Annotated in this window: 20 protein-coding genes and 2 riboswitches; of the genes, 3 read left to right on the top strand and 17 right to left on the bottom strand. The window is 38.1% G+C overall.

From position 1 onward, the window contains the following. Nucleotides 1–24: 24 nt before the first annotated feature. The 8 genes from ACFYKT_RS12790 to ACFYKT_RS12755 all read right to left on the bottom strand — a co-directional run bounded on the left by ACFYKT_RS12790 (nt 25) and on the right by ACFYKT_RS12755 (nt 9352). Nucleotides 25–774 carry a TerC family protein gene (locus ACFYKT_RS12790; RefSeq protein WP_389220039.1) on the bottom strand — a complete coding sequence of 250 codons (750 nt, stop codon included), beginning with the start codon at nt 772–774 and terminating at the stop codon, nt 25–27. Nucleotides 775–1089: 315 nt separating this feature from the next. After that, entirely contained in the window at nt 1090–1233 is a 144-nt protein-coding gene (locus ACFYKT_RS12785; RefSeq protein WP_389220037.1) for an FbpB family small basic protein, read from the bottom strand. 200 nt (nt 1234–1433) lie between these two features. Beyond that, nucleotides 1434–1536, bottom strand: a riboswitch (glycine riboswitch). Between the two features lie 422 nt (nt 1537–1958). Next, nucleotides 1959–3680 carry a phosphoenolpyruvate--protein phosphotransferase gene (gene ptsP, locus ACFYKT_RS12780; RefSeq protein ID WP_389220035.1) on the bottom strand — a complete coding sequence of 574 codons (1722 nt, stop codon included), beginning with the start codon at nt 3678–3680 and terminating at the stop codon, nt 1959–1961. After that, entirely contained in the window at nt 3677–3946 is a 270-nt protein-coding gene (locus ACFYKT_RS12775) for a phosphocarrier protein HPr (protein ID WP_389220033.1), read from the bottom strand. The genes ptsP and ACFYKT_RS12775 overlap by 4 nt, the downstream gene beginning before the upstream one ends. A gap of 56 nt (nt 3947–4002) precedes the next feature. After that, complete coding sequence (locus ACFYKT_RS12770; RefSeq protein WP_389220031.1) at nt 4003–5157, bottom strand: mannitol-1-phosphate 5-dehydrogenase; 1155 nt, start codon at nt 5155–5157, stop codon at nt 4003–4005. A gap of 1 nt (nt 5158) precedes the next feature. Beyond that, nucleotides 5159–5590, bottom strand: coding sequence for a PTS sugar transporter subunit IIA (locus ACFYKT_RS12765; RefSeq protein ID WP_389220345.1), 432 nt, complete (start codon nt 5588–5590; stop codon nt 5159–5161). Between the two features lie 22 nt (nt 5591–5612). After that, a complete protein-coding gene (locus ACFYKT_RS12760; RefSeq protein WP_389220342.1) occupies nt 5613–7712 on the bottom strand; it encodes a BglG family transcription antiterminator in 2100 nt (699 codons plus the stop codon). Between the two features lie 206 nt (nt 7713–7918). Then, nucleotides 7919–9352, bottom strand: coding sequence for a PTS mannitol transporter subunit IICB (locus tag ACFYKT_RS12755; RefSeq protein WP_389220029.1), 1434 nt, complete (start codon nt 9350–9352; stop codon nt 7919–7921). 241 nt (nt 9353–9593) lie between these two features. Then, nucleotides 9594–9638: riboswitch (PreQ1 riboswitch) on the top strand. 8 nt (nt 9639–9646) lie between these two features. Between ACFYKT_RS12755 and ACFYKT_RS12750 the strand changes: the two genes are divergently transcribed. Continuing rightward, nucleotides 9647–10132 carry a QueT transporter family protein gene (locus ACFYKT_RS12750; RefSeq protein WP_389220027.1) on the top strand — a complete coding sequence of 162 codons (486 nt, stop codon included), beginning with the start codon at nt 9647–9649 and terminating at the stop codon, nt 10130–10132. A 75-nt stretch (nt 10133–10207) separates the two neighbouring features. On the opposite strand, the gene ACFYKT_RS12745 is transcribed toward ACFYKT_RS12750, so the two are convergent. Next, a complete protein-coding gene (locus ACFYKT_RS12745; protein ID WP_389220025.1) occupies nt 10208–11569 on the bottom strand; it encodes an aspartate kinase in 1362 nt (453 codons plus the stop codon). 661 nt (nt 11570–12230) lie between these two features. Between ACFYKT_RS12745 and ACFYKT_RS12740 the strand changes: the two genes are divergently transcribed. Next, entirely contained in the window at nt 12231–13367 is a 1137-nt protein-coding gene (locus ACFYKT_RS12740; protein WP_389220023.1) for a SpoIIE family protein phosphatase, read from the top strand. A 277-nt stretch (nt 13368–13644) separates the two neighbouring features. Here the strand turns inward: ACFYKT_RS12740 and mnhG are convergent, their stop codons facing one another. From mnhG to ACFYKT_RS12705, 7 genes are read right to left on the bottom strand one after another with little or no spacing between them, the layout of a single operon-like run. Then, nucleotides 13645–14004, bottom strand: a complete 360-nt coding sequence (mnhG, locus tag ACFYKT_RS12735) for a monovalent cation/H(+) antiporter subunit G (protein WP_389220021.1) — start codon at nt 14002–14004, stop codon at nt 13645–13647. Beyond that, complete coding sequence (locus ACFYKT_RS12730) at nt 13982–14266, bottom strand: Na(+)/H(+) antiporter subunit F1 (protein WP_389220020.1); 285 nt, start codon at nt 14264–14266, stop codon at nt 13982–13984. The genes mnhG and ACFYKT_RS12730 overlap by 23 nt, the downstream gene beginning before the upstream one ends. Continuing rightward, complete coding sequence (locus ACFYKT_RS12725) at nt 14266–14742, bottom strand: Na+/H+ antiporter subunit E (protein WP_389220019.1); 477 nt, start codon at nt 14740–14742, stop codon at nt 14266–14268. Before ACFYKT_RS12725 ends, ACFYKT_RS12730 begins: the two co-directional genes overlap by 1 nt. Nucleotides 14743–14786: 44 nt before the next feature. Then, nucleotides 14787–16280 (bottom strand): Na+/H+ antiporter subunit D, encoded by a 1494-nt coding sequence (locus tag ACFYKT_RS12720; protein WP_389220017.1) that lies wholly within the window; start codon nt 16278–16280, stop codon nt 14787–14789. Continuing rightward, complete coding sequence (locus ACFYKT_RS12715; RefSeq protein WP_389220015.1) at nt 16273–16611, bottom strand: Na(+)/H(+) antiporter subunit C; 339 nt, start codon at nt 16609–16611, stop codon at nt 16273–16275. Before ACFYKT_RS12715 ends, ACFYKT_RS12720 begins: the two co-directional genes overlap by 8 nt. A 2-nt stretch (nt 16612–16613) precedes the next feature. Further along, nucleotides 16614–17036, bottom strand: a complete 423-nt coding sequence (locus ACFYKT_RS12710) for a Na(+)/H(+) antiporter subunit B (RefSeq protein ID WP_389220013.1) — start codon at nt 17034–17036, stop codon at nt 16614–16616. After that, complete coding sequence (locus ACFYKT_RS12705) at nt 17033–19438, bottom strand: Na+/H+ antiporter subunit A (RefSeq protein WP_389220011.1); 2406 nt, start codon at nt 19436–19438, stop codon at nt 17033–17035. The genes ACFYKT_RS12710 and ACFYKT_RS12705 overlap by 4 nt, the downstream gene beginning before the upstream one ends. A 151-nt stretch (nt 19439–19589) precedes the next feature. On the opposite strand from ACFYKT_RS12705, the gene ACFYKT_RS12700 reads away from it, so the two are divergent. Then, nucleotides 19590–20285, top strand: coding sequence for a universal stress protein (locus tag ACFYKT_RS12700; RefSeq protein ID WP_389220009.1), 696 nt, complete (start codon nt 19590–19592; stop codon nt 20283–20285). Between the two features lie 46 nt (nt 20286–20331). Here ACFYKT_RS12700 and ACFYKT_RS12695 read toward each other — a convergent pair whose 3' ends face one another. Then, complete coding sequence (locus tag ACFYKT_RS12695) at nt 20332–20895, bottom strand: tyrosine-type recombinase/integrase (protein WP_389220007.1); 564 nt, start codon at nt 20893–20895, stop codon at nt 20332–20334. Nucleotides 20896–21006: the final 111 nt, after the last annotated feature.

Here is a 21006-nt window from a genome sequence, read left to right as displayed (position 1 = left end):
TTTAAAGAACCAGCTCTTCTTAGCTTATTTAGTTATCTCTTCATTCTTCTTTGATAATAGAAAGCCTCCCAAAGCAATCAATAAAAGAACACAATAGAATGTAATTTTCCATTCAGGTGATTTGGCAAACCCTTCAGGCAATACTGCTAAAGCAGGGTGAGAAAGTGTATAAACTGATAGTTTCACCCCTACCCAACCAACAATGAGGAACGCGGCAATTTCCAAACCTGGCTTAGATTGCAGTAGTTTAACAAAGAAGTTTGCTGCATAACGCATAATGATTAAACCAACGAAGCCTCCAGCAAAAATCACTAGGAATTTCCCACCATCAAGCCCACCGATGTTCGGCAATCCTGTATCTGGAAGTGCGATCGCTAATGCAACTGCCGCAAGAATGGAGTCGACCGCAAAAGCTATATCTGCAAGCTCTACTTTAAAAACTGTTGCCCATAAACCAGTTTTTCCTTTTGCCTTTTCCTTCCCCTTAACTAGGATTTTTCTAAAGATATGATTGAGGGCAATAAATAAAAGATATAAGGCACCAATTGCTTGAACCTGCCAAACATCAACAAGAAAAGATATGACAAATAAAGACCCGAAACGAAAAACAAATGCACCAGCTAGACCATAAAATAATGCTTTCCTTCTCTCTTCTTCTGGAAGATGCTTGACCATTATGGCCAAAACCAATGCATTATCTGCTGCCAAAAGCCCTTCTAGTGCGATTAATAATAATAATACTCCGCCGTATTCTAGTAAAATTGTCCATTCCATTTTTTCATCCCCCTTAATTAGTATGATAAAGGCTTCTTTTGTCAGACATGAAAAAAAACCTCTACCATTGGTGGTAAAGGCCATAGAAACAAATAAAGACCCTTACCCAAAATAGGTAAAGGTCTTGCTAACAACGAAAATGTTGCCATCAAAGCCGGGAGTTATTCACTCCGAAGTGACGACTTTGCTGTAAAAGCTACTCCCCTTTAGGAGTTACTATTCGATTAATTACTTTTATTATAATCAAATTTTTATCAAGCTGTCAATTCATAATCTGAATCACAGCAAATTAAAATTGAGACCACTCATTATTTTCTATATTGCCTTTGCTTCCTTTTTTCTTTTCAAATATTTATCATCAATCCGCTTTTCAATTTTCTCAAGCTGATCCTGGTCCTTTAGAAGCTCTTCTTTGTTCTTTCTAATTAGATTGGATAAAGTAACTCTTTTTCTAGTCATTTTCATTTCCTCCCTCATACTAATATACGTTAAGAAATTTCTGTCATACTATACTCATTTCCTATGAAAAAAAGGACAGGAAAAGGTGTAGTTATTTCTACCCTTCCCTGTCCTTTTACCTGAGAGTTTAAGCCCAAATATTTGCTATAAATGGGTCCCCTTGGGTGTCGTATTCATTCATACGAGTTCTCCAGAGATGCGTCCTATTTGTGGTTCTTTCTACCTGAGAGATTTGTTCCAAGGGTCTTTTCGGAACTTGCCCCTTCGGTGGCCTGTCGCATTGCACTCTCCCACAAAAGTCATTCGCTATTATTAAATTTTTATTATTTTCGTTATTTTTAGAATAATAAATATTAGCTGAAATGTCAAGTTATATCTATCTGTTTTTTTATATTAAAATAATAATATAAGGCTTTTTTCGCAAGTATTGCTAAATTAAGTTGTAGTAGGGTAAAGGTTGATTTCCGCTCCAGGTACTCCCTTTCCGCGGGGTGGGCGCTGAGCCTCCTCGGCGCGAGCGCCTGTGGGGTCTCAGCTGTCCCACTACTCCCGCAGGAGTCTCGTACCTTCCGCTCCAATCAACCAACTTTTTTAGAAACAGTTTTCACAAAAAACATATTTGAAAGAACAACAATCTTTATAGGAAAGAGTCTAATATAAACAAAAATTGACTATTTAAATAAGGTACCATCATCAATAGAAATTGAATAATGGTACCTTTCATTTCATTGAATTTCTACGGTTTCTTTTACAAATTGCTTCACTTGTTCAGAAGTTTGCATGCTAAGGGCCTGATTAGCCAGATTAACCATATCGCTTTGGCTTAATTGGTTAATTTGTCGTCTTGCTTTTAGCATGGATGGGGCACTCATTGAAAATTCATCTAAGCCTAGGCCAAGCAGCAGCGGAATAGCAATCGGGTCTCCTGCCATTTCCCCACACATGCCTGCCCATTTTCCATTTGCATGTGCCGCGTCTATGACCATTTTCACCAATCTAAGTATTGCTGGATTATATGGCTGATATAAATAAGAAACTCTTTCATTCATCCGATCTGCAGCCATTGTATATTGTATTAAATCATTTGTTCCAATACTAAAGAAATCAACTTCACGGGCAAATTGGTCTGCAAGAATAGCTGTCGAAGGAATCTCAACCATAATTCCTATTTCGATGCTGTTTGATACAGTAACTCCTTGTTCCTGAAGTGAGCTTTTTTCCTCAAGCAGAATTTGCTTGGCTTCAAGGAATTCCTCTAAAGTAGCAATCATTGGGAACATTATTTTGAGATTGCCGAAGCTGCTTGCTCGCAGTAAAGCACGAAGCTGAATTCGGAAGATTTCTTGCTCTTCTAAACAGAGTCGGATGGCACGGAAACCGAGAAATGGATTCATCTCTTCAGGCAGCGATAAATAAGGAAGCTGCTTATCTCCGCCTATATCTAATGTTCTCACTACTACCGGCTTGTTTCCCATCTTCTCTAGCACTTGTTTGTATGCCTGGAATTGTTCTTCCTCAGTCGGGAGTGACTCCCTTTCCATATAAAGAAATTCTGTACGGTAGAGCCCTACTCCTTCTCCTCCATTCTCAAGAACGATTTCTGCTTCTTGAGGGGTTCCAATATTGGAGGCTACTTCTACTCGCTTGCCATCTAATGTAATCGTTGATTCATTTTTAAGCAAAGCTAATTCTTTCTTTTGGGCTTCTAGTTGAATTTGTCTTTGTTCATACTCTTCAATTATCTCTTTAGCAGGATTAATATAAACTTCACCTTTATCCCCGTCCATAATAATGAAATCATTATTTGTTATCGTGGATGTCGCACTTTTCGTCCCTACAACAGCAGGGATTTCCATTGAACGGGCCATAATAGCAGAATGGGATGTACGCCCACCCATATCCGTTATAAATCCTTTTATATAATCTCGATTTAATTGAGCCGTATCAGATGGTACTAAGTCCTTTGAGATAATAATGACTTCTTCATTAATAGCTCCTATATTGGGAATTGAAACATTTAGAAGCTTTGCGAGCACACGCTTTGTAACGTCACGAATATCTGCCGCACGCTCACGCATGTATTCATTATCCATCTGTTCAAACATGGCAACCAATGAATCTGCCGTTTCTTGCAAGGCATACTCAGCGTTTACTGTCTCATTTCTTACTTTTCCTTCAATCGTACCGACTAACTCAGGATCACTTAATACTAATAGGTGAGCGTCGAAAATGGCTGCATTCTCATCTCCCTGCTGGGCTGCGGTACGGTCCCGAATTTGTTCAAGTTCTTGTTTAGATGCCTTAATGGAATCATGAAATCTCGCCATTTCATCGTCAACATTAGTAATCGTTTTTTTCGTCACAGTCAATTCGGGCTCAGTCATTAAATAGGCTTTGCCAATCGCAACACCGCTTGAAGCGGCAATACCAGTTAAAGTATTCGTCATGATTCGATTATCCCTTCCGTTTTAAGGAAATTTTCAAGAGCAAGCAATGCTTCTACTTCATCCTCTCCTTCAGTATAGATGGAAAATGATCCACCCTTTACAATACCTAGCGACATAACGCCAAGAATTGATTTCAAGTTTACCTTTTTCTCCTTATACTCAATAAGTATCTCAGAAGAGAATTTAGAAGCTACCTGTACTAGCCCAGTTGCTGGTCGTGCATGAATGCCAGCTTCTGCAATAACTGCAAATGCATTTGTTTTCAAAACCATCGACTCCTTATACTGCTAATCGAATGAAGCTACACTGTCATTCGATTGAATTATTTTTTTGCCATTTGTTTATATTGACGGTTCACTTCTTCAAATAGATCTGTTCCAGCCTGTAAGCCAGTATACAATTCAATGGCATGTTCAATCCCTTTTTGTTGAATCACTTCTTGAATTTCCTTTGCATCTGGATCTTCAACGTAATTATAAGATAGGGCTGCAGCTATTCCTTTAGCTAAATTAACCGGGACCTCTCCAAACATTTCCACATATTGTGTCGCAGGACGTACGAGTCGGTCATTATTTTTAAGTTTCCGAATAGGTGAGCGTCCAACTCTTGTCGTATCATCAGAAATAAACGGGTTGGCAAAACGATTAATGATCTTTTGGACATACTCACTATGTGCTTGCACATCAAACCCATATTTCGAAGTAAGATACCTACTCGTTTCCTGTAAGACATTTTCAATTACTTCTTTTATTTCTTTATTCTCAAGTGCTTGAGCCATGCTTCGAATTCCAGCTAAATAACCAAAATAAGCAACTACTGCATGACCTGTATTTACTGTAAACAGTTTTCTTTCAATATAAGGCTGCAAATCCGGAACATATGTAATTCCATTAATAGGAGGCTTCTCCCCTTTAATCCCTGACTCGTCTACAATCCATTCATAGAATGGTTCGACCGTAACCATTAATTTATCTTCATTTGTTTGATTAGGAACAATCCGATCAACTGCCGCATTAGGAAAACTAAACTGCTTATCAAATCGAATCTTTTCGCCTTCATTTAAAAGCTCATATACTTTTTCTTTTAGAAGAGTGCTGCCATTAATCATGTTTTCACATGCAATTATCGTTAATTCTTTATCAGATTGTGTTATCCGCTTTCTCAACCCGTTTGCAATCAATCCTGCAATTAAGGGAAGTACGTTCGGCCCAACCGCTGCTGTGACAAGATCTGCGCTAGCAATGACTTCTTCTACAAGGCTGGGATCTTTACTACTGTTAATTGCATGTACATTTTCTACAAGTGTTTGTTCATGTTCCGCATTTGCCAATTGAACGGTATATTGTCTTTTTTCATTCAGCAAATCAACTAGCTCACTATTCACATCTACAAAACAAGTTTCATACCCTGATTGATACAGCAAGCTTCCTATAAAACCTCTCCCAATATTGCCGGCCCCAAAATGAACAGCTTTCATCTTAATTGACTCCTTCAAAAAATGAGAGCACATCTTCTTTTGAAGTAGCTCGCACAATTTCTTCTACATTCTCTACCTCTGAGACGACAATGGCAATTTGTGATAATATATCTAAATGTTCATTGCCTTTTCCCGCTATTCCAAATATCAGTTTCACAATATTGCCACCGCCGAAGTCGACGCCATCTGGCACTTGAATGATGGAGATTCCGGATTCTTTCACTTCTTTTTTTGCATCATCTGTTCCATGTGGAATAGCAACAAAATTCCCCATAAAGGTAGAAGTCATTTCTTCTCGCTCTAGCATTTTTGCCTTGTATTCTGGCTGCACATATCCTCTGTCAACAAGTATTTGCCCCGCTAACTGGATTGCCTCTTCCTTAGATGCAAGTTCTTGATTTAACATGATGTTTTCTACAGATAAAATTGGCAATACCATAATAAAAACGCCTCCATTAGTTTAATTTTCCTGAGATAAAATGTTCGAATTTCTTTGCTAGATGGGAGTGAATGGGTCCCTCCCCTTCTGTCTCGAATAAATTTATGCTATTTGCATTTTCAATAATCATTGTACTAATTAGACTAAGCACTTCCAAACCTGGTGCATGATAAGGCTTTGGGGACAACAATAATAATAATGTATGCACATCCATGTGACTTCCATCCATTCCTATCATTACAACAGGCTGCTCCAGTTTATACATGGTGAACGAAGGCTCACATACATCTTCACTGCTTGTATGATATAAAGCCAGTTTCGTTCCTGGTATACCTATGCCACCGATAGCCTCCCTAGCGAAAAGAGCTTCTGAAACACGTTTTGCATCCTTAATAATATGCTCTCTTTCTAGCTGGTTACATGCATCGCTTATACAATCCATCGCTGATAATTGATTAGTACGTCTAATTAAATAAAAATTGGCCAAAATCTTAGATATCACACCCGTATATAAATGAAGCATTTCCATTCTTTTCATCAGAACTTCTGCATTTGAATCGATTCTTTTTCCGTTTGGATCTGGCCTCTTCAACATCATTTTCCTTCTTGCATATAGCTTTACTTGATGAATTTCTCCTTTTGTCATAAATGGACTAACCATGATATATTCTCGATGGAACCCTTTTAAATCAATCGTTGAAATAACTAAATCCCTATCAGTAATGGGAAGTTTATTTAAGTCAAATAGAGAAATATTAGCCACTTCTGCAATTTCATGAATGTCTTGTTTCAACCGAGAAGCAAGTAATTTAGACGTTCCGATGCCACTAGAGCAAACAATATAGGCTTTTAAATCACCTTTCTCTTTTAAATTGAGCATGGCAGAACCAAAATGCATAACTAAATAGCCAATTTCTTCATCTGGAATAGGGAGTGTTGGAAAGACCTTCTCAGCGGCCATCCTAACTTGTTCAAACAAATCCTCATAGTCCCTTTGGATTTCTTTTAATAAAGGATTAAATATGCCCATATTCTGTTTAATTCTATAGATAGCAGGCTTTAAATGAGTAACAAGACCTTCTAAGAGCGATTTATTATTGATTAGACTAGAACCAGATGTTTCTTCCATAATCTGCACCAATTTCTTTACTTGCATATACATTTCTAAATTAGAAGCTTCGTGCAGTATCCCTTCCTGTTGACGAGGCTTTGCACCTTGAAGATGCATAGTTATATAGCCTATCTCAGCTTGGGGTATATCAATTTGGAAACGTTTCTTTAGCTTATCGATAATTTTCTCAGCCATTGGATATTCCGGTTCCTGCCTAAGTTGCTGAAGATACAGGTCATCAATCTCAATATTTTCCCCTAACATAATTCTTTCAATCGCTAACCCAAGATGTACCATTAATCCAACATAGGAACTATCTGTCATAGAAATTTGAAGCTCATGCTGTAAATCCTTCAATTCCTCTTCGATGATCAATAATTTGTTCCGATCGACAAGATGCATTAATCGGTTAGAAATGGAATCACCTTGATTTTTTGTTTGTTGTTGAATTTGTTCTTTAATAAGGGAAAATAATCCTTCTTCCTTTAATGTTTTGGCAATGGCAAAGCTAATCGCCCTTCGCTTTGCTTTTTCTGTACCTGCAAGCTCTACACCGTATCCTCTTTTCTTAATAATTGATAGTTGCAAAGGCTGTAATTGTTCTTCTAGTTTAATCAGGTCTGCGCTTACGGTTGCAATAGAAACCCTAAGTTCCTTTGCAAGGGTATAGAGTTTGATCGGTTCAGACGATTCATACAAGATACAAAGAATCATGGTTTGTCTTTCATCTAGCGTATACTCTCTAAAATTCAGCCCGCCTAGCTGCTGTTTCAATTCGAGTTTATCCTTTTCCGAACCAGTAATCTGAACCCCAACCCCAGATTTTCGTACAAGAGTAAGATGATATGAACCGAGAAACTCTTTGATTTTATCCAAATCCCGATGGATCGTTCGTGCACTCACATCGATTAATTCTGATAGCTTTTTAATCGTCACTTCTTCCTGTTCCACGATTAATGCTTCTATAATCATTTTTTCTCGTGCTGAAATATTCATTTCAATCACCTCATTTATTACAACCTTCAACCATTGACAAATGCGCAAGCGCCTTGATCACCCCCGACAAGCACAAGACAAGCCTCACGGAAAGGTGTCCTTGACCTTTCTGGGAGGATTGGCTTGTGACCTCGAGGGGGTAGGCGCTGGAGCTGAACGTGGACAAAACTCAGCCTAAATTTCTTTCGAATTAGGCCGAGTTAGGTGTATAGCTTTTATTTAGATAACTTATTAACTAGCTCATCATATTTAGGGCTATTTAAAAAGTTTTCAACTGAAATATGGTTGGCCTTTGGTGCCTTCTCTTTTGCTCGGCCAGTTAAATCTTTATGGGTAATAACCACTTCTGCATCTGCTGGAAGATTACTAATCGCCATATTCGTAACAGAAACATCGATATTGGCCTTCTTCATTTTATTTCTTAAAATCGAAGCACCCATTGCACTTGAACCCATACCAGCATCACATGCAAAAATGATATGCTTTACATTTGCAAGTCCATCCTCTTGAGTAGTTTCTTCTACTTTCGGTTGGATCAAATCTGCAGCTCTGCTCTCTTTTCCTTTTAATGCAGAAGTTTTTTCCGCTGCTTTCGCTAAATCATCTTCTCCTGATTTCTTAGATGTTTTCAATATTATAGAAGAAATCAAGAAGGATACGACAGTTGCCACTAGCACACCTAAAATGACACCGATATAATTGCCTTTTGGCGTTAGAGCTAGGATGGCAAAAATACTTCCTGGTGAAGGAGCGGCTACTAGTCCTGCATCGAATAAATGCAATGTAAATACGCCTGATGCACCCCCAGCAATGGCTGCTACTAATAATACTGGCTTCATTAAGATATATGGGAAGTAAATTTCATGAATCCCACCGAAGAAGTGGATAATTCCTGCTCCAGGCGCTGTTTGTTTGGCTGCCCCTCTTCCAAAGATCATATAGGCAAGCAAAATTCCAAGTCCAGGGCCAGGGTTTGACTCTAGTAAGAATAAGATCGATTTCCCAGCTTCAGCAGCTTGTTCAATCCCTAGCGGCCCGAGAATCCCATGATTAATCGCATTATTTAAAAACAGAACTTTTGCTGGTTCAATAAAAACACTTGCAAGTGGCAATAAATTCAGATCAAAGATGAATTGTACTCCATCTGCAAGGAAATTTGTTAAAGCATTAACAAATGGTCCAATTAATTTATATGCAACTAGTGTTAAGAAACCACCGATAATTCCTGCTGAAAAGTTGTTTACGAGCATTTCAAAACCTGACTTAACCTTGCCTTCAATCAGTTTATCAAATGTTTTTATTGCCCAGCCCCCTAGAGGACCAACAATCATTGCTCCTAGGAACATTGGAATATCGGCACCAACGATTACCCCCATCGTCACGGTTGCCCCTACTACTCCACCTCGAATATCATGAACAAGACGTCCACCTGTAAAACCGATTAGAATAGGCAGTAAATAATTAATCATCGGACCAACTAATTCAGCAAAGTCCTCACGTGGAAACCAACCTGTAGGAATAAATAATGCCGTAATAAGACCCCAAGCGATGAATGCCCCGATATTCGGCATAATCATCCCACTTAAAAAACTTCCAAACCGCTGTACTTTCATTTTAAAACCTGAATTTCCTTGTTGCTCATTTCCCATCTTCCAAACCCCTTCCTGTCTGAATTTTATAAAAAATAAACCCTTTGTTACTCATAATAGTAAAGCGTTTACATTTTATATTCAATTGAATGAAAACACGAATATGTCACCCTTATTGTTGCCAAGTGTTAAATAGATATGAACTTTATTCGTCATACTATATGTAATCAGAAAGCAAACTACAAAAATGAAAGATTGACAGACTTATTTTTTTACATTAAAATATTATCCTTGAGCGATTGCTCACGTGGTTCGAGAACCTCCCACGAAAAAAAACTAAGGAGAGAATAGAATATGAATGTTAAAACAATTGTTGGCAATGGAATTTTGGCAGCTTTATATATTGCTGTATCCATGCTAATTCAGCCTTTTGGGTTTACAGCCGTCCAGTTTCGGGTTTCCGAAATGTTTAATCACTTAGTTGTCTTCAATAAAAAGTATATTTATGGAATCATACTAGGTGTATTTTTAACAAACCTGTTGTTTTCGCCCATGAAAGCATATGATCTAATTTTCGGAGTGGGGCATTCGCTGCTTTCCTTACTGATCACGATTATTTGCTGCCGCTATATTAAGAAAATTTGGGTTCGAATGGTTGTAAACACTGTCGTCTTTACGGGGATGATGTGGATTATTGCCCTTGAACTTAACCTCGCATTCGGATTGCCATTTGGCTTTACATGGCTCACAACTGCTATCGGGGAATTCGTTGTCATGGCTGTAGGTATTCCATTGATGTATGTGCTGAACAAGCGAATAAATTTTGAGAAAATGATATAAATAGAAAGAGTAGCTTCTCATCAGAAAAGCTACTCTTTCTTGTATCCTATCCAATAATCACATCGGCAGCATCCTCTATACTGTCACCGCGGCAAAGAATTCCTCATAAAGTGCCCGCACTGCCCGTTTTTCATCTACCTCCTTCACCCCGAACATCATACTGACCTCTGATGAACCTTGGTTAATCATCTCAATATTAACATTTGCCTCGGCTAAAGCTTTTGAAGCCTTTGCTGTTGTTCCGATATTATGGCGCATGCCTTCACCAACAACCATAATGAGGGCAAGACCTCGCTCGATTACTACTTCATCGGTGTGAAGCTCTATTTCGATACGATTTTTTATTTCCGTTTCCATGGATGCAGTGAATTGATTTTCCCTTAGAATGATTGAGATATCATCAATACCTGAAGGGATATGTTCATACGATAACCCAAAGCTTTCTAGAATCGCTAAAAGCTTCCGACCAAATCCAACTTCCCTATTCATTAAGTATTTGCTTACATAGATACTACAAAACCCATGATCACTTGCGATACCAATAACTGGCCCATTCGTGTTATCACGTTCAGAGACAATCCTTGTCCCTGGTGCTAAAGGATTGTTCGTATTCTTTATTTGAACGGGAATCCCGGCCTTAAATGCCGGAACGAGCGCCTCATCATGAAGAACGGTAAATCCCGCGTATGAAAGCTCACGCATTTCCCGATAGGTTAATACCTTAACCTCTTTTGGACAACCAACGATTGATGGATTGACCGAGTAGACGGCATCCACATCTGTGAAGTTTTCGTACAAATTTACCTTTAGTCCATTAGCAAGTATGGAGCCCGTTACATCCGAACCGCTTCGTGAAAAAGTATAAACCTTCCCTTCCTTGCTATATCCAAAAAAACCAGGAAAAATTAATATGCCAGAACGTTCATTGAGGGCATAGAGCATGTCATAAGATTCTGGGAGAACTTGAGCATTTCCTGGGTCAGGGCTTACAAATAGGCCCGCATCCTTTGGATTTACATAATGTGCCTCAACTCCCTGCTGCTGAAAATAAGCTGCTACCAATTTAGCATGATTATCCTCTCCGCTTGCTTTCACTAAATCCATGAACTCTGCTGGTTGGCTTTTATCTCCATTCAACCTCCCTAATAAATCATCCTCAATATCTTTAATAACTTCATCCGAAACCTTTAACTCTTTAGCAATCGAAGAATATCTCTCTATGATCCTTTCATATAATTCTCTTGAATCAAGATTTAACAAGCATTGCTCCGCACACTCAATTAATAAATCAGTTACTTTATGATCAGCAGCAAATCTCTTCCCTGGAGCAGATACAACAACTACTTTTCTTTCCATATCAGATAGAACAATCTGGAATACCTTCTCAATTTGTTTTCCAGATGCTAAAGATGAACCACCAAACTTCACAACCTTCATCCATACATCTCCTAATCTCTAAAAATTTAATCTTAATTTTACTCCTATTCAGAAAATAATCAAGTGTTTTTCCTCCGTATAAATACATTTGTTCACGTATAAAGGACAAACAATCGTGTACTCACAGTAATAATTACCCATTTATTCGAATAGTACTATTTAAATAACCCCTTCTGCTATGCCATTTGAATTGTTTTCAAGCGAATCTCTAACAGCTATGTCTATTTTTAAAATATAATAATAATAACTAAATCCATTGCACATATTCATATATTCATTCAATAAGGCTCTTTATTAAAAGATCTCTGCTAAAGGCTATTTTCGCAAACATGGTTGCTTATAACACGAATTCGTAGAAGTTGATTTCCGCTCCAGGTCGCTCGCTTTCCGCGGGGTGGGCGCTGAGCCTCCTCGACGCTAAAGCGTCTGCGGGGTCTCACCTGTCCCACACTTCCCGCAGGAGTCTCGCGCCTTCCGCTACAATCAACTAACCATATTTGTCTGTGATTTTCACTCACTATATTTATTCAAAAAACAACAATCTTTTTAAAAAAAGCCTTACTAAAAAAGTTGGTTGATCTCTACCCACTACATATTAATTTGCAACACAGCTTCGAATACAGTCTTCAATACAAGAAAAATGAGAAAGGAGGCAATAAGTATGGGGATTCTTATTGTAGACGATAATCAATCGAACTTATTTGTCATTGAAAACATTCTAAAACGTGCAGGTTATAACGACTACCTTTCATTAACATCAGCAAAAGAATTATTCGCCTACTTTCAGAAAAAGTCGCCATTACCTATGCAGGTGGATATTATACTATTGGACATAATGATGCCTGAGATGGACGGAATAGAGGCTTGCAGACGACTTCAGCAGATTCCACATCTAAAGGATATTCCTGTCATCTTTGTAACCGCACTCGAGGATTCTAATAAAGTAGTAGAGGCACTCGATGCTGGCGGAAGTGACTATGTGATGAAACCTATTAATAAAACGGAGCTGCTTGCCCGTATTCGAGTAGCATTAAGGCTAAAATATGAAAAAGATTGGCATATCGAACAGGATGAAAAGATTAGAAATGAACTCGACCTATCCATGCAAGTACAAACAAGCTTACTAAGCGAACCAATTATTAATGAAAATATACTATTAAAGGCCTCCTACTTACCTGCATATAAGCTAGCAGGTGATATGTATTATTGGCAAAAGATTGACGAATACCGTTACGCAGCAATCCAGCTTGATATGATGGGGCATGGAATATCTGCCTCACTCGTATGCATGTTTATTTCATCCGTTTTAAGAGATGCCATAACAAAAGCTTCTGATCCTGAATATGTAATGAAGGAGCTTAATCGCTGGATGAACTCACTTAATCATCGAAATCAGCAAATCCCTTATTATTTCACAGGCATCTACCTTATCCTTAATACAAAGAATAAAACCCTTGAATATGTAAATGCTGGCCATCCAACAGGATTTGCATTCATAGATAACAAGGAAGTAGCTGAGCTTGCTAGCAATACATGTGCAATTGGCTTTTTTGAAGATATTCAAATAAAAAAGGCTATTATTACTTATTCTAAATCGATTCAGCTCCTTCTTTGTACGGATGGAGTCGAAGAAGCAATCGAAAAATACGAACCAAACGGATTCAATTATTTGAAAAAAACTGCCTCTTACTTTTGGAATGAATCGCTAGACAAGCAGCCCATCGATTATCTTTTATCAAAAAAACAACAAGCAAACGCAGACGATGACATGTGTGTTGTCTTAATACAAGCAAATTAATGTTATGTAAATGAAATAGGTTGACCAAAAAAATTGGTTGATTGGAGCGGAAGGTGTGAGACTCCTGCGGGAGAAGTGGGACAGGTGAGACCCCACAGGAGCGGATGCTCCGAGGAGGCTCACCGCCCACCCCGCGGAAAGCGAGCACCTGGAGCGCAAATCAACCTCTACCAACTATGTCTTATTGAGAAACAACGTTTACAAAAAAACAATAAAAAAGGAAGCAAATAATCTTTTGAATTATTTGCTTCCTTTTTTAGGAATCGTCTATTCACTTTTAAGAATCGCTTTGCTTCAAATACTCTTTTAAGTCATCTTGTATACTTTCTTTTGTCATTTCAACATTAGAACGATAAGCAGCCCGATTTAACAGATGAGCAACAACTGGAGACGTTAGAAACACAAAGAAGATTCCCAGTATTAATCGGATACTAATATAGCCTTCTGTCAGCATGAAATAAAGAAAGGTACCGAATAGTATACAAAGAACGCCAAGACTTGTACTTTTTGATGCTGCATGTGCACGAGTATACACATCAGGCAAACGGATTAATCCAATTGCACTTAGGAAACTAAAAGCTGTCCCGATAAAAATTAAAACAGTAACAATAATTTCACTCACCATGCTTGCGTTCAATCACAACACCCCTTTCAATATATCTTGCGAAGGCGATTGTGCCAACAAAAGATAAAATCCCCAATAAAAGAATGATATCTAGAAACGCATGTGTATGAAGAAGAATGGAAAGGATTGCTACACCTGCAAGAAGGTTTATCCCGATATTGTCCAACGCCATCACCCGATCTGGCATTGAAGGACCTTTAACTACTCGATAGAGTGCAGCTATGATAGAAAGAGTAAGAAAAAATAAACAGCCAATCAGAAATAGTTTGAACATTATCGTGTTACCTCCTTTATCGCTTTCTCATATTTAATTTTCGACTGAATCACTGCATGCTCTGATTCTGGCAGGTTCAACCCATGAATATAAAAAACCTTATTATCCGCAGACACTTCCATCACAACCGATCCAGGGGTTAAAGTCAAAAGCAAAGCAAGAAGAGTTATTTCCATATTCCCCTCTAACTCTGTTTCCGTCTTGAATATTCCAGGTGTAATATCAACCTTCGGCCCAATGACCTGACGAATTACATAAATGCTTGATGAAACAGCCTCACTTATAAACAAGAGAAATAATTTAAGAATGGAGTAAAATCGTTTCAAATAAAAGGAGGCTGGGAAGAAACGACGCAAACTAAACAACACAAGGATACCAACTAAATAGCCACCAAAAAAGGACAAGATACTCCATTCATCTTGGAAAAACATCCATAAAAAAGCGATAAAAAGATTGATTAATACTTGAACGGGCAATGGTCCCCCCTCCTTTCCATCATAGTCGGATTACTTTCATGTTACTAACGGATTGGATTTCTGCCCAAAACAGAATCTATATATAAATTAGGATTCATCATACTATCCGTTGCTAATTGGATATATTCATGAATTCCTTCTGCTCCTAATCCAAGTGCAATTGTAATAAAGGTAAGGCCGGCAATTGGAACCATGATGCTCCTATTCACTTTACCTTTCTCCATCTCCTTGCTTAAGTAGGTTTCTCCCCAAAAACTATTCATAAAGATCTTCATAATTGAATATAGAACGAGCAGACTCGTTATTAAGCCCATCGCACCCAGCCAAAAATAACCTGTTTCAAAGGTTCCCCTTGTAATAAATACCTTCCCTAAAAAGCCACTAAGTGGCGGAATTCCAGACAGAGAAAGTGCAGCAATAAAGAACATCCAGCCTAAATAAGGATGATTTCGTATAAGCCCACTTATATCTTTCAGCTTACTCGTTCCAGTAAGATGAATAATAGTCCCACCCAAAAGGAAAATAAGTGCCTTAATGATCATGTCATGAATCAGATAGTAAATCGATCCCATCATACCCATCGATGTAAAGGATGCTAGCCCTGCAATAATAAAGCCAACACCCACTACCACATTATAGGTTAGTATTTTCTTAATATCCCAGTAGGCTATCGCACCTATAGCACCGAGCACCATCGTTATCGCACCAAGAATACCTATTAACAAATGAGTAATTTGTGGCTCATGATAAAACACGAGGGTAAATAAGCGGAAGATCGCATAAATTCCTACTTTTGTTAGTAATGCAGCAAAAATAGCAGCAATGGCTGTTGGCGGTGCACTATAAGAACCTGGCAGCCAAAAGAAAAGGAATAGAGCTGCTTTCATTCCAAATACAATCAAAAACAATAAGCTGACCGTTGTCATTAGACCGTCCTGCCCAGCTTCTGCCACACGTAAGGAAAGATCAGCTAAATTTAATGTACCAGTTATTGCATACAAATAAGCAATAGCAAGAAGGAATAATGAGGACGAAATGACATTAATCAAAATATACTTAATTGACTCCCTAAGCTGAGGTTTTGTCCCCCCTAATGAGATAAGTACATAAGATGAAATTAACATAACTTCAAAACAAACAAATAAATTGAATAAGTCACCCGTCAAAAACGACCCGTTTACACCTGTAATTAGAAATAAAAACAATGGATAAAAATAATGTTCTTCTCGTTCTCGTCCAATAGTTGAAAAAGCAAAAATCAAGCAGAAAAGGGCGACGATACTAGTAGTAAGCAGCAAGATAGCAGCAAACATGTCCGCCACTAAGCTAATCCCAAATGGTGCCTCCCAGCCTCCTGCCTGAAGGGTCTGTATCCCTTCATTCTTTATTTGATTCATTAACGTGATTGATACAGCACCTAATGCAAAAATTACAAAAATACTTAATAGCCGTTGGAGTAGAATACTTTTCCGGAAGATGACCATTACAAGTCCAGCAATGAGTGGAATTAAAATCGGCAGTATTACAACATTATTCATCTTCCATACCCCTTAATTGATCCATGTCATCAGTCCCCAATGTTTGATACGTGCGATAACTAAGCACTAAGAAGAGCGCAGTCACTGCGAAATTAATTACAATTGCTGTTAAGATAAGCGCTTGCGGCAAGGAATCTGTGAATGTCGTATCATGCTTGCCTAACAATGGGGGACCCCCTGTCTTCAAACCACCCATTGTTAGAATAAGCAAATTTACTCCATGACTGATAACGGATGTACCTAATATAATTCGCAGTAAACTTTTCGTTAAAATTAAATACGTTCCAATTGTAAAAAGGACACCAATAAGAATAGACATTGACGTTTCCATTTCTATCCATCCTCACTTATACTTAAAATGATTGTCACAGCTGTTCCTATAACTGCTAAGGCAACCCCAACATCAAAAAGAACAGCAGTAGCAAGCTCTGTTTTCCCGAAAATCGGAAGATCAAAATATCCGAACGCTTGATTCAAAAAGGGTTTATCAAATAAAAAGGAACTAGCACCTGTTAGAACGGCGATTAAAACACCAAAGCCAGCAACTTTTTTGAAATCGACAGGAATATTTTTTCTTACTGTTTCAATATCAAAAGTTAGATAGAGAAGAACCAGTCCAGAAGCCACACTAAGTCCACCTATAAATCCTCCACCTGGATTGTGATGGCCCCCAAAGAAAAGATAAATAGAGAAGGTTAGAATAATAACGACAGCAACCTTTGTTACTGAATGCAAAATGACATCATTCGGTTTCATTCCTTCTCCCTCCCTACTAATCGAAGTTTTATTAGTGTATAAACACCTAGACCTGCGATACATAAAACAAGAATCTCCAACATCGTATCCAAACCGCGAAAATCAACTAGAATCGCATTAACAATGTTTTTCGCTCCAGCAAGTGAATAAGAATCTTCAAAGTAGCCTGAAATCGATTCAAAAAGGCGATGATTATTTACTGATAAGGCTATCAATGTGACGATTGTGCCTACTCCTAATGAAATAAGAAGATTAGTCACTTTAAATGGAATACTGCTTCTTTCCTTTCGCAATTCAGGCAGATGATGGAAGCATAGTAAGAATAAAGCTGCTGTCACAGTTTCAACAACAAGCTGTGTAAGGGCTAAATCCGGAGCCCGGAAAATAACAAAGAATAAGGTAACAAGATAACCAAGTGCGCCAACAGCTATAATTGCTGTAAATCTTGATTTAGCCAAAAGCACAGTAAATGCAGCAATAAGCACTGCTACAATCACTCCACCCTCATACACATGGATTGGTGCATCATTCGATGAGTCAAATGACAACCCCTTAGACAACCAAAGAGCACTTCCTAGAAGACAAATCATAAATGTAAAAATATACACGAGATAGTCACGGACAAATCCGGTCATATATTTTTTTGTCAATTTCAGCGATATTTTTTCCGTACCTGCAAGTGATTGATTATACATATGATTAAGCGTCAATACCTGAGGGAAATACCCATATAGCGGGGACCACTTCCTTAAATAGCGGTACATAAGGACACCAAAGCCAATGACACCGATTGTCATTATTAATTCTGTGCTCCACCCATGCCATGGTGTAATATTTACATCTATCCCGCCCGTTTCCGCAAATCTAGGCAACACCGCAATTAAAGCCGGCTGCAGCAAATACTTTGAAACCACATTTGGGAAAAAGAAAATAATGATGACTAGCCCGCCTAAGATCATTGGGGGAATTAACATGCCAATTGGTGCTTCATGCGCTTCCTTATCCAGTCTTTCTGGGCGATGCTTGCCCATAAACGTTTTGAACACTAGAATCATACAATAAATAAATGTAAACACACTTGCTATCCATGCGATTATCGGAAATGCCAATCCAAGGCTTTCCATCCCAAACACAGGTGATTCAGTGACAGTTAATATACCTGTAAAAAACATCTCTTTACTCAAAAACCCATTAAAAGGTGGGAGGCCAGCCATAGCAAAGCTTCCAATTATAGTTAATGTGAATGAAACAGGCATCAGGCTCATTAGACCGCCTAACTTTCGAATATCACGTGTTCCTGTTTCATGGTCAATAATCCCGACAACCATAAACAAACTTCCTTTAAAGGTTGAGTGATTTATTAAGTGGAAAAGGGCGGCTAATACTGCAAATGCATAGACAGTAGACTCATCTCCATAGCCAAAATATAAGGATGCTGAGCCAACACCCAGCAGGCACATAATCAGTCCAAGTTGGCTAATTGTTGAGTATGCTAATAATCCTTTTAAATCCTTTTGATTAACAGCATTAACAGACCCATAGATTAATGTAATTAATCCAACACTAGAAACGATCCAAAACCATTCTGCACTTCCTCCAAATACTGGTGTGAACCGGGCAACTAAATAAATTCCTGCCTTTACCATCGTAGCAGAATGCAAGTATGCACTAATTGGAGTTGGCGCCTCCATTGCATCTGGAAGCCAAATGCTAAATGGAAATTGAGCAGATTTTGTAAACGCCCCTAATAGAATTAGAATCATTGCAGGGAGAAATAAAGAATCTGCTGTAATCATTTCTGTGCTGCTCAAAATTTCACGTATGCTGTATGTTTCGGCCACCATAGAGAGCATGATCATTCCTGCCAGCATAGCAAGACCGCCAAATATCGTAATTAACATCGACTTCTGGGCACCATTACGCGAATTTTTCCGTTGATACCAATAGGCAATTAACAAGAACGATGAAACACTTGTTAATTCCCAGAACACATATAAGACCAAAATATTATCTGAGGACACTAGACCAAGCATGGCTCCCATAAATAAGAGCATATACACATAAAAGTTATGAAGTGCTTCTCGCTCTTTGGACATATAATAAATGGAATATAAGACAACAAGAGCACCTATACCTGTTATTAACAAACCAAAAATAAGTCCTAACCCATCAATATATATTGTATAATTGATCCCTAAGGATGGCATCCATGGTAAATCTGAGCGAATCGCCTCTCCTGCTGAAATGGTGGGGATATACTTTAATAAATATAGAAATACTGCTAGTGGGGCAGCAAGTACAAACCAGCCTGTATGCACTTGTGGTGTAAACCATTTATAAACAAATGGCACAAAAAGCGCAAAAATAAATGGAATGAAGATCATAATATGTAACCAGGACATCAAGCCCCCTCCTTACGTCAAAACTTTTAAAAATTGCCTTTTCCTCATTTAACAAAGAATGTTATTGACTGAAATGAGTGCATAAGCTATAGTCATACATAGTTTAACGGGCAAACCGTTAAATTCCATCTAACTTTGAGGTGAATAAAAAATGAAGAAATTCAAAGGACGTATGGACGAAAGCATCCTCGTCTGCGTCTATTATGGACCAAATGGTGAACGCCTCATTCAGCGTGGCTGTAATATCGCACATATGCTTGATTGCCCATTATATATACTGACCATCGATCGTTTGCCTTTTGATGAGCTGGATGCAGAGAAATCAGATTATATTACGAGATGGCAGGAGATAGCTAAACAGCATAGTGCAGAAGCATTTATTCTAAAAGATAATGAAAAACGTCCGATTGCAAAAGTAGTTGCAGAAATTGCCCGAGAAAAGAAAATAACACAGATTGTTTTAGGTCAGACAGCTCAAAGCCGCTGGGAGCAAATTGCAAAGGGGTCAATTATTAACTCCTTATTACGTGAAATCCCATTTGTAGATCTTCATATCGTTTCCGTTTCACGTGCTCTTAGAGACCAAGAGGGCCAATTTGAAAAAGGAGTACGCGCCTATCTTACTAAAGATGGGGAGGTTTACCGCTTAAGTTTTAACTATACAAAAGAAGTTGACTATGAAGGTATCTTCTTTAAGGACCATGGCACAGATTTTAATAACGGTGTTTTCAAATTTATGAAAGATACAGAAACACTACAAGTAAATGTGACAGAAGATATTGTGAAGGAACTGAAACATGTTCGAATGATCGAACCCCTTGATATAGATGATGATCAAGCAAATTGATCTCCACTCTTCCAACTACTATTTAGTAGTGGAAGAGTTTTTTTATTTATAAATTAACATCCAATTTTATTAAATGTTTATCATTCTTCTCAATCCCAAGGTAACGCAAGGTTTCTGCAGGTGTTTGATGATTATAAATAGCCATTAATATGGAAATCGCTATTCCTTTACGGTAGGCATGGTAACCGAAAGTCTTTCTTAAAGTATGTGTGCCTATCTTCCCGCTAATCCCAACTTCCTTTGCTGCATGATTAATAATTCGATAAGCTTGCTGGCGTGTAATAGGAAGATTATTCTTTTTTGATTTAAAGAGATAATCACTTTCTGTTAGTTCCAAGGCAGCAAGGTAATTTTCCAAAGCCATTTTCACTTGATTATTTATATAGTATCCCTTTTTTTCTTCGCTTTTCTCATCACTGACATATAAAAATTCCCTTACACTTGATCCATCCCAAACATCAATAACCTTCAGAGAAAGTAAATCATGTACTCTAATTCCTGTATTAATCCCCAAAACGAATAGCAATAGATCCCTTGATGATTGCTTTCTTAAATTCTCTTTTATAGCAAGGATCTTATCTATGTCTCTGATAGGATCGACATACTCCACAGTAATTCCTCCTACAACACAATGTTACATAATAATAATTTAACAAAAAATAAGTAACATTACAATTAGAAAGGTTTCAAAAGATCATAAAAAAAGGTACACTTTCATAAT

The organism is Cytobacillus mangrovibacter (assembly GCF_042865275.1).
GTDB classification, from domain to species: Bacteria; Bacillota; Bacilli; order Bacillales; family Cytobacillaceae; genus Cytobacillus; species Cytobacillus mangrovibacter.
This window is presented reverse-complemented; position numbering and strand designations above follow the sequence as displayed.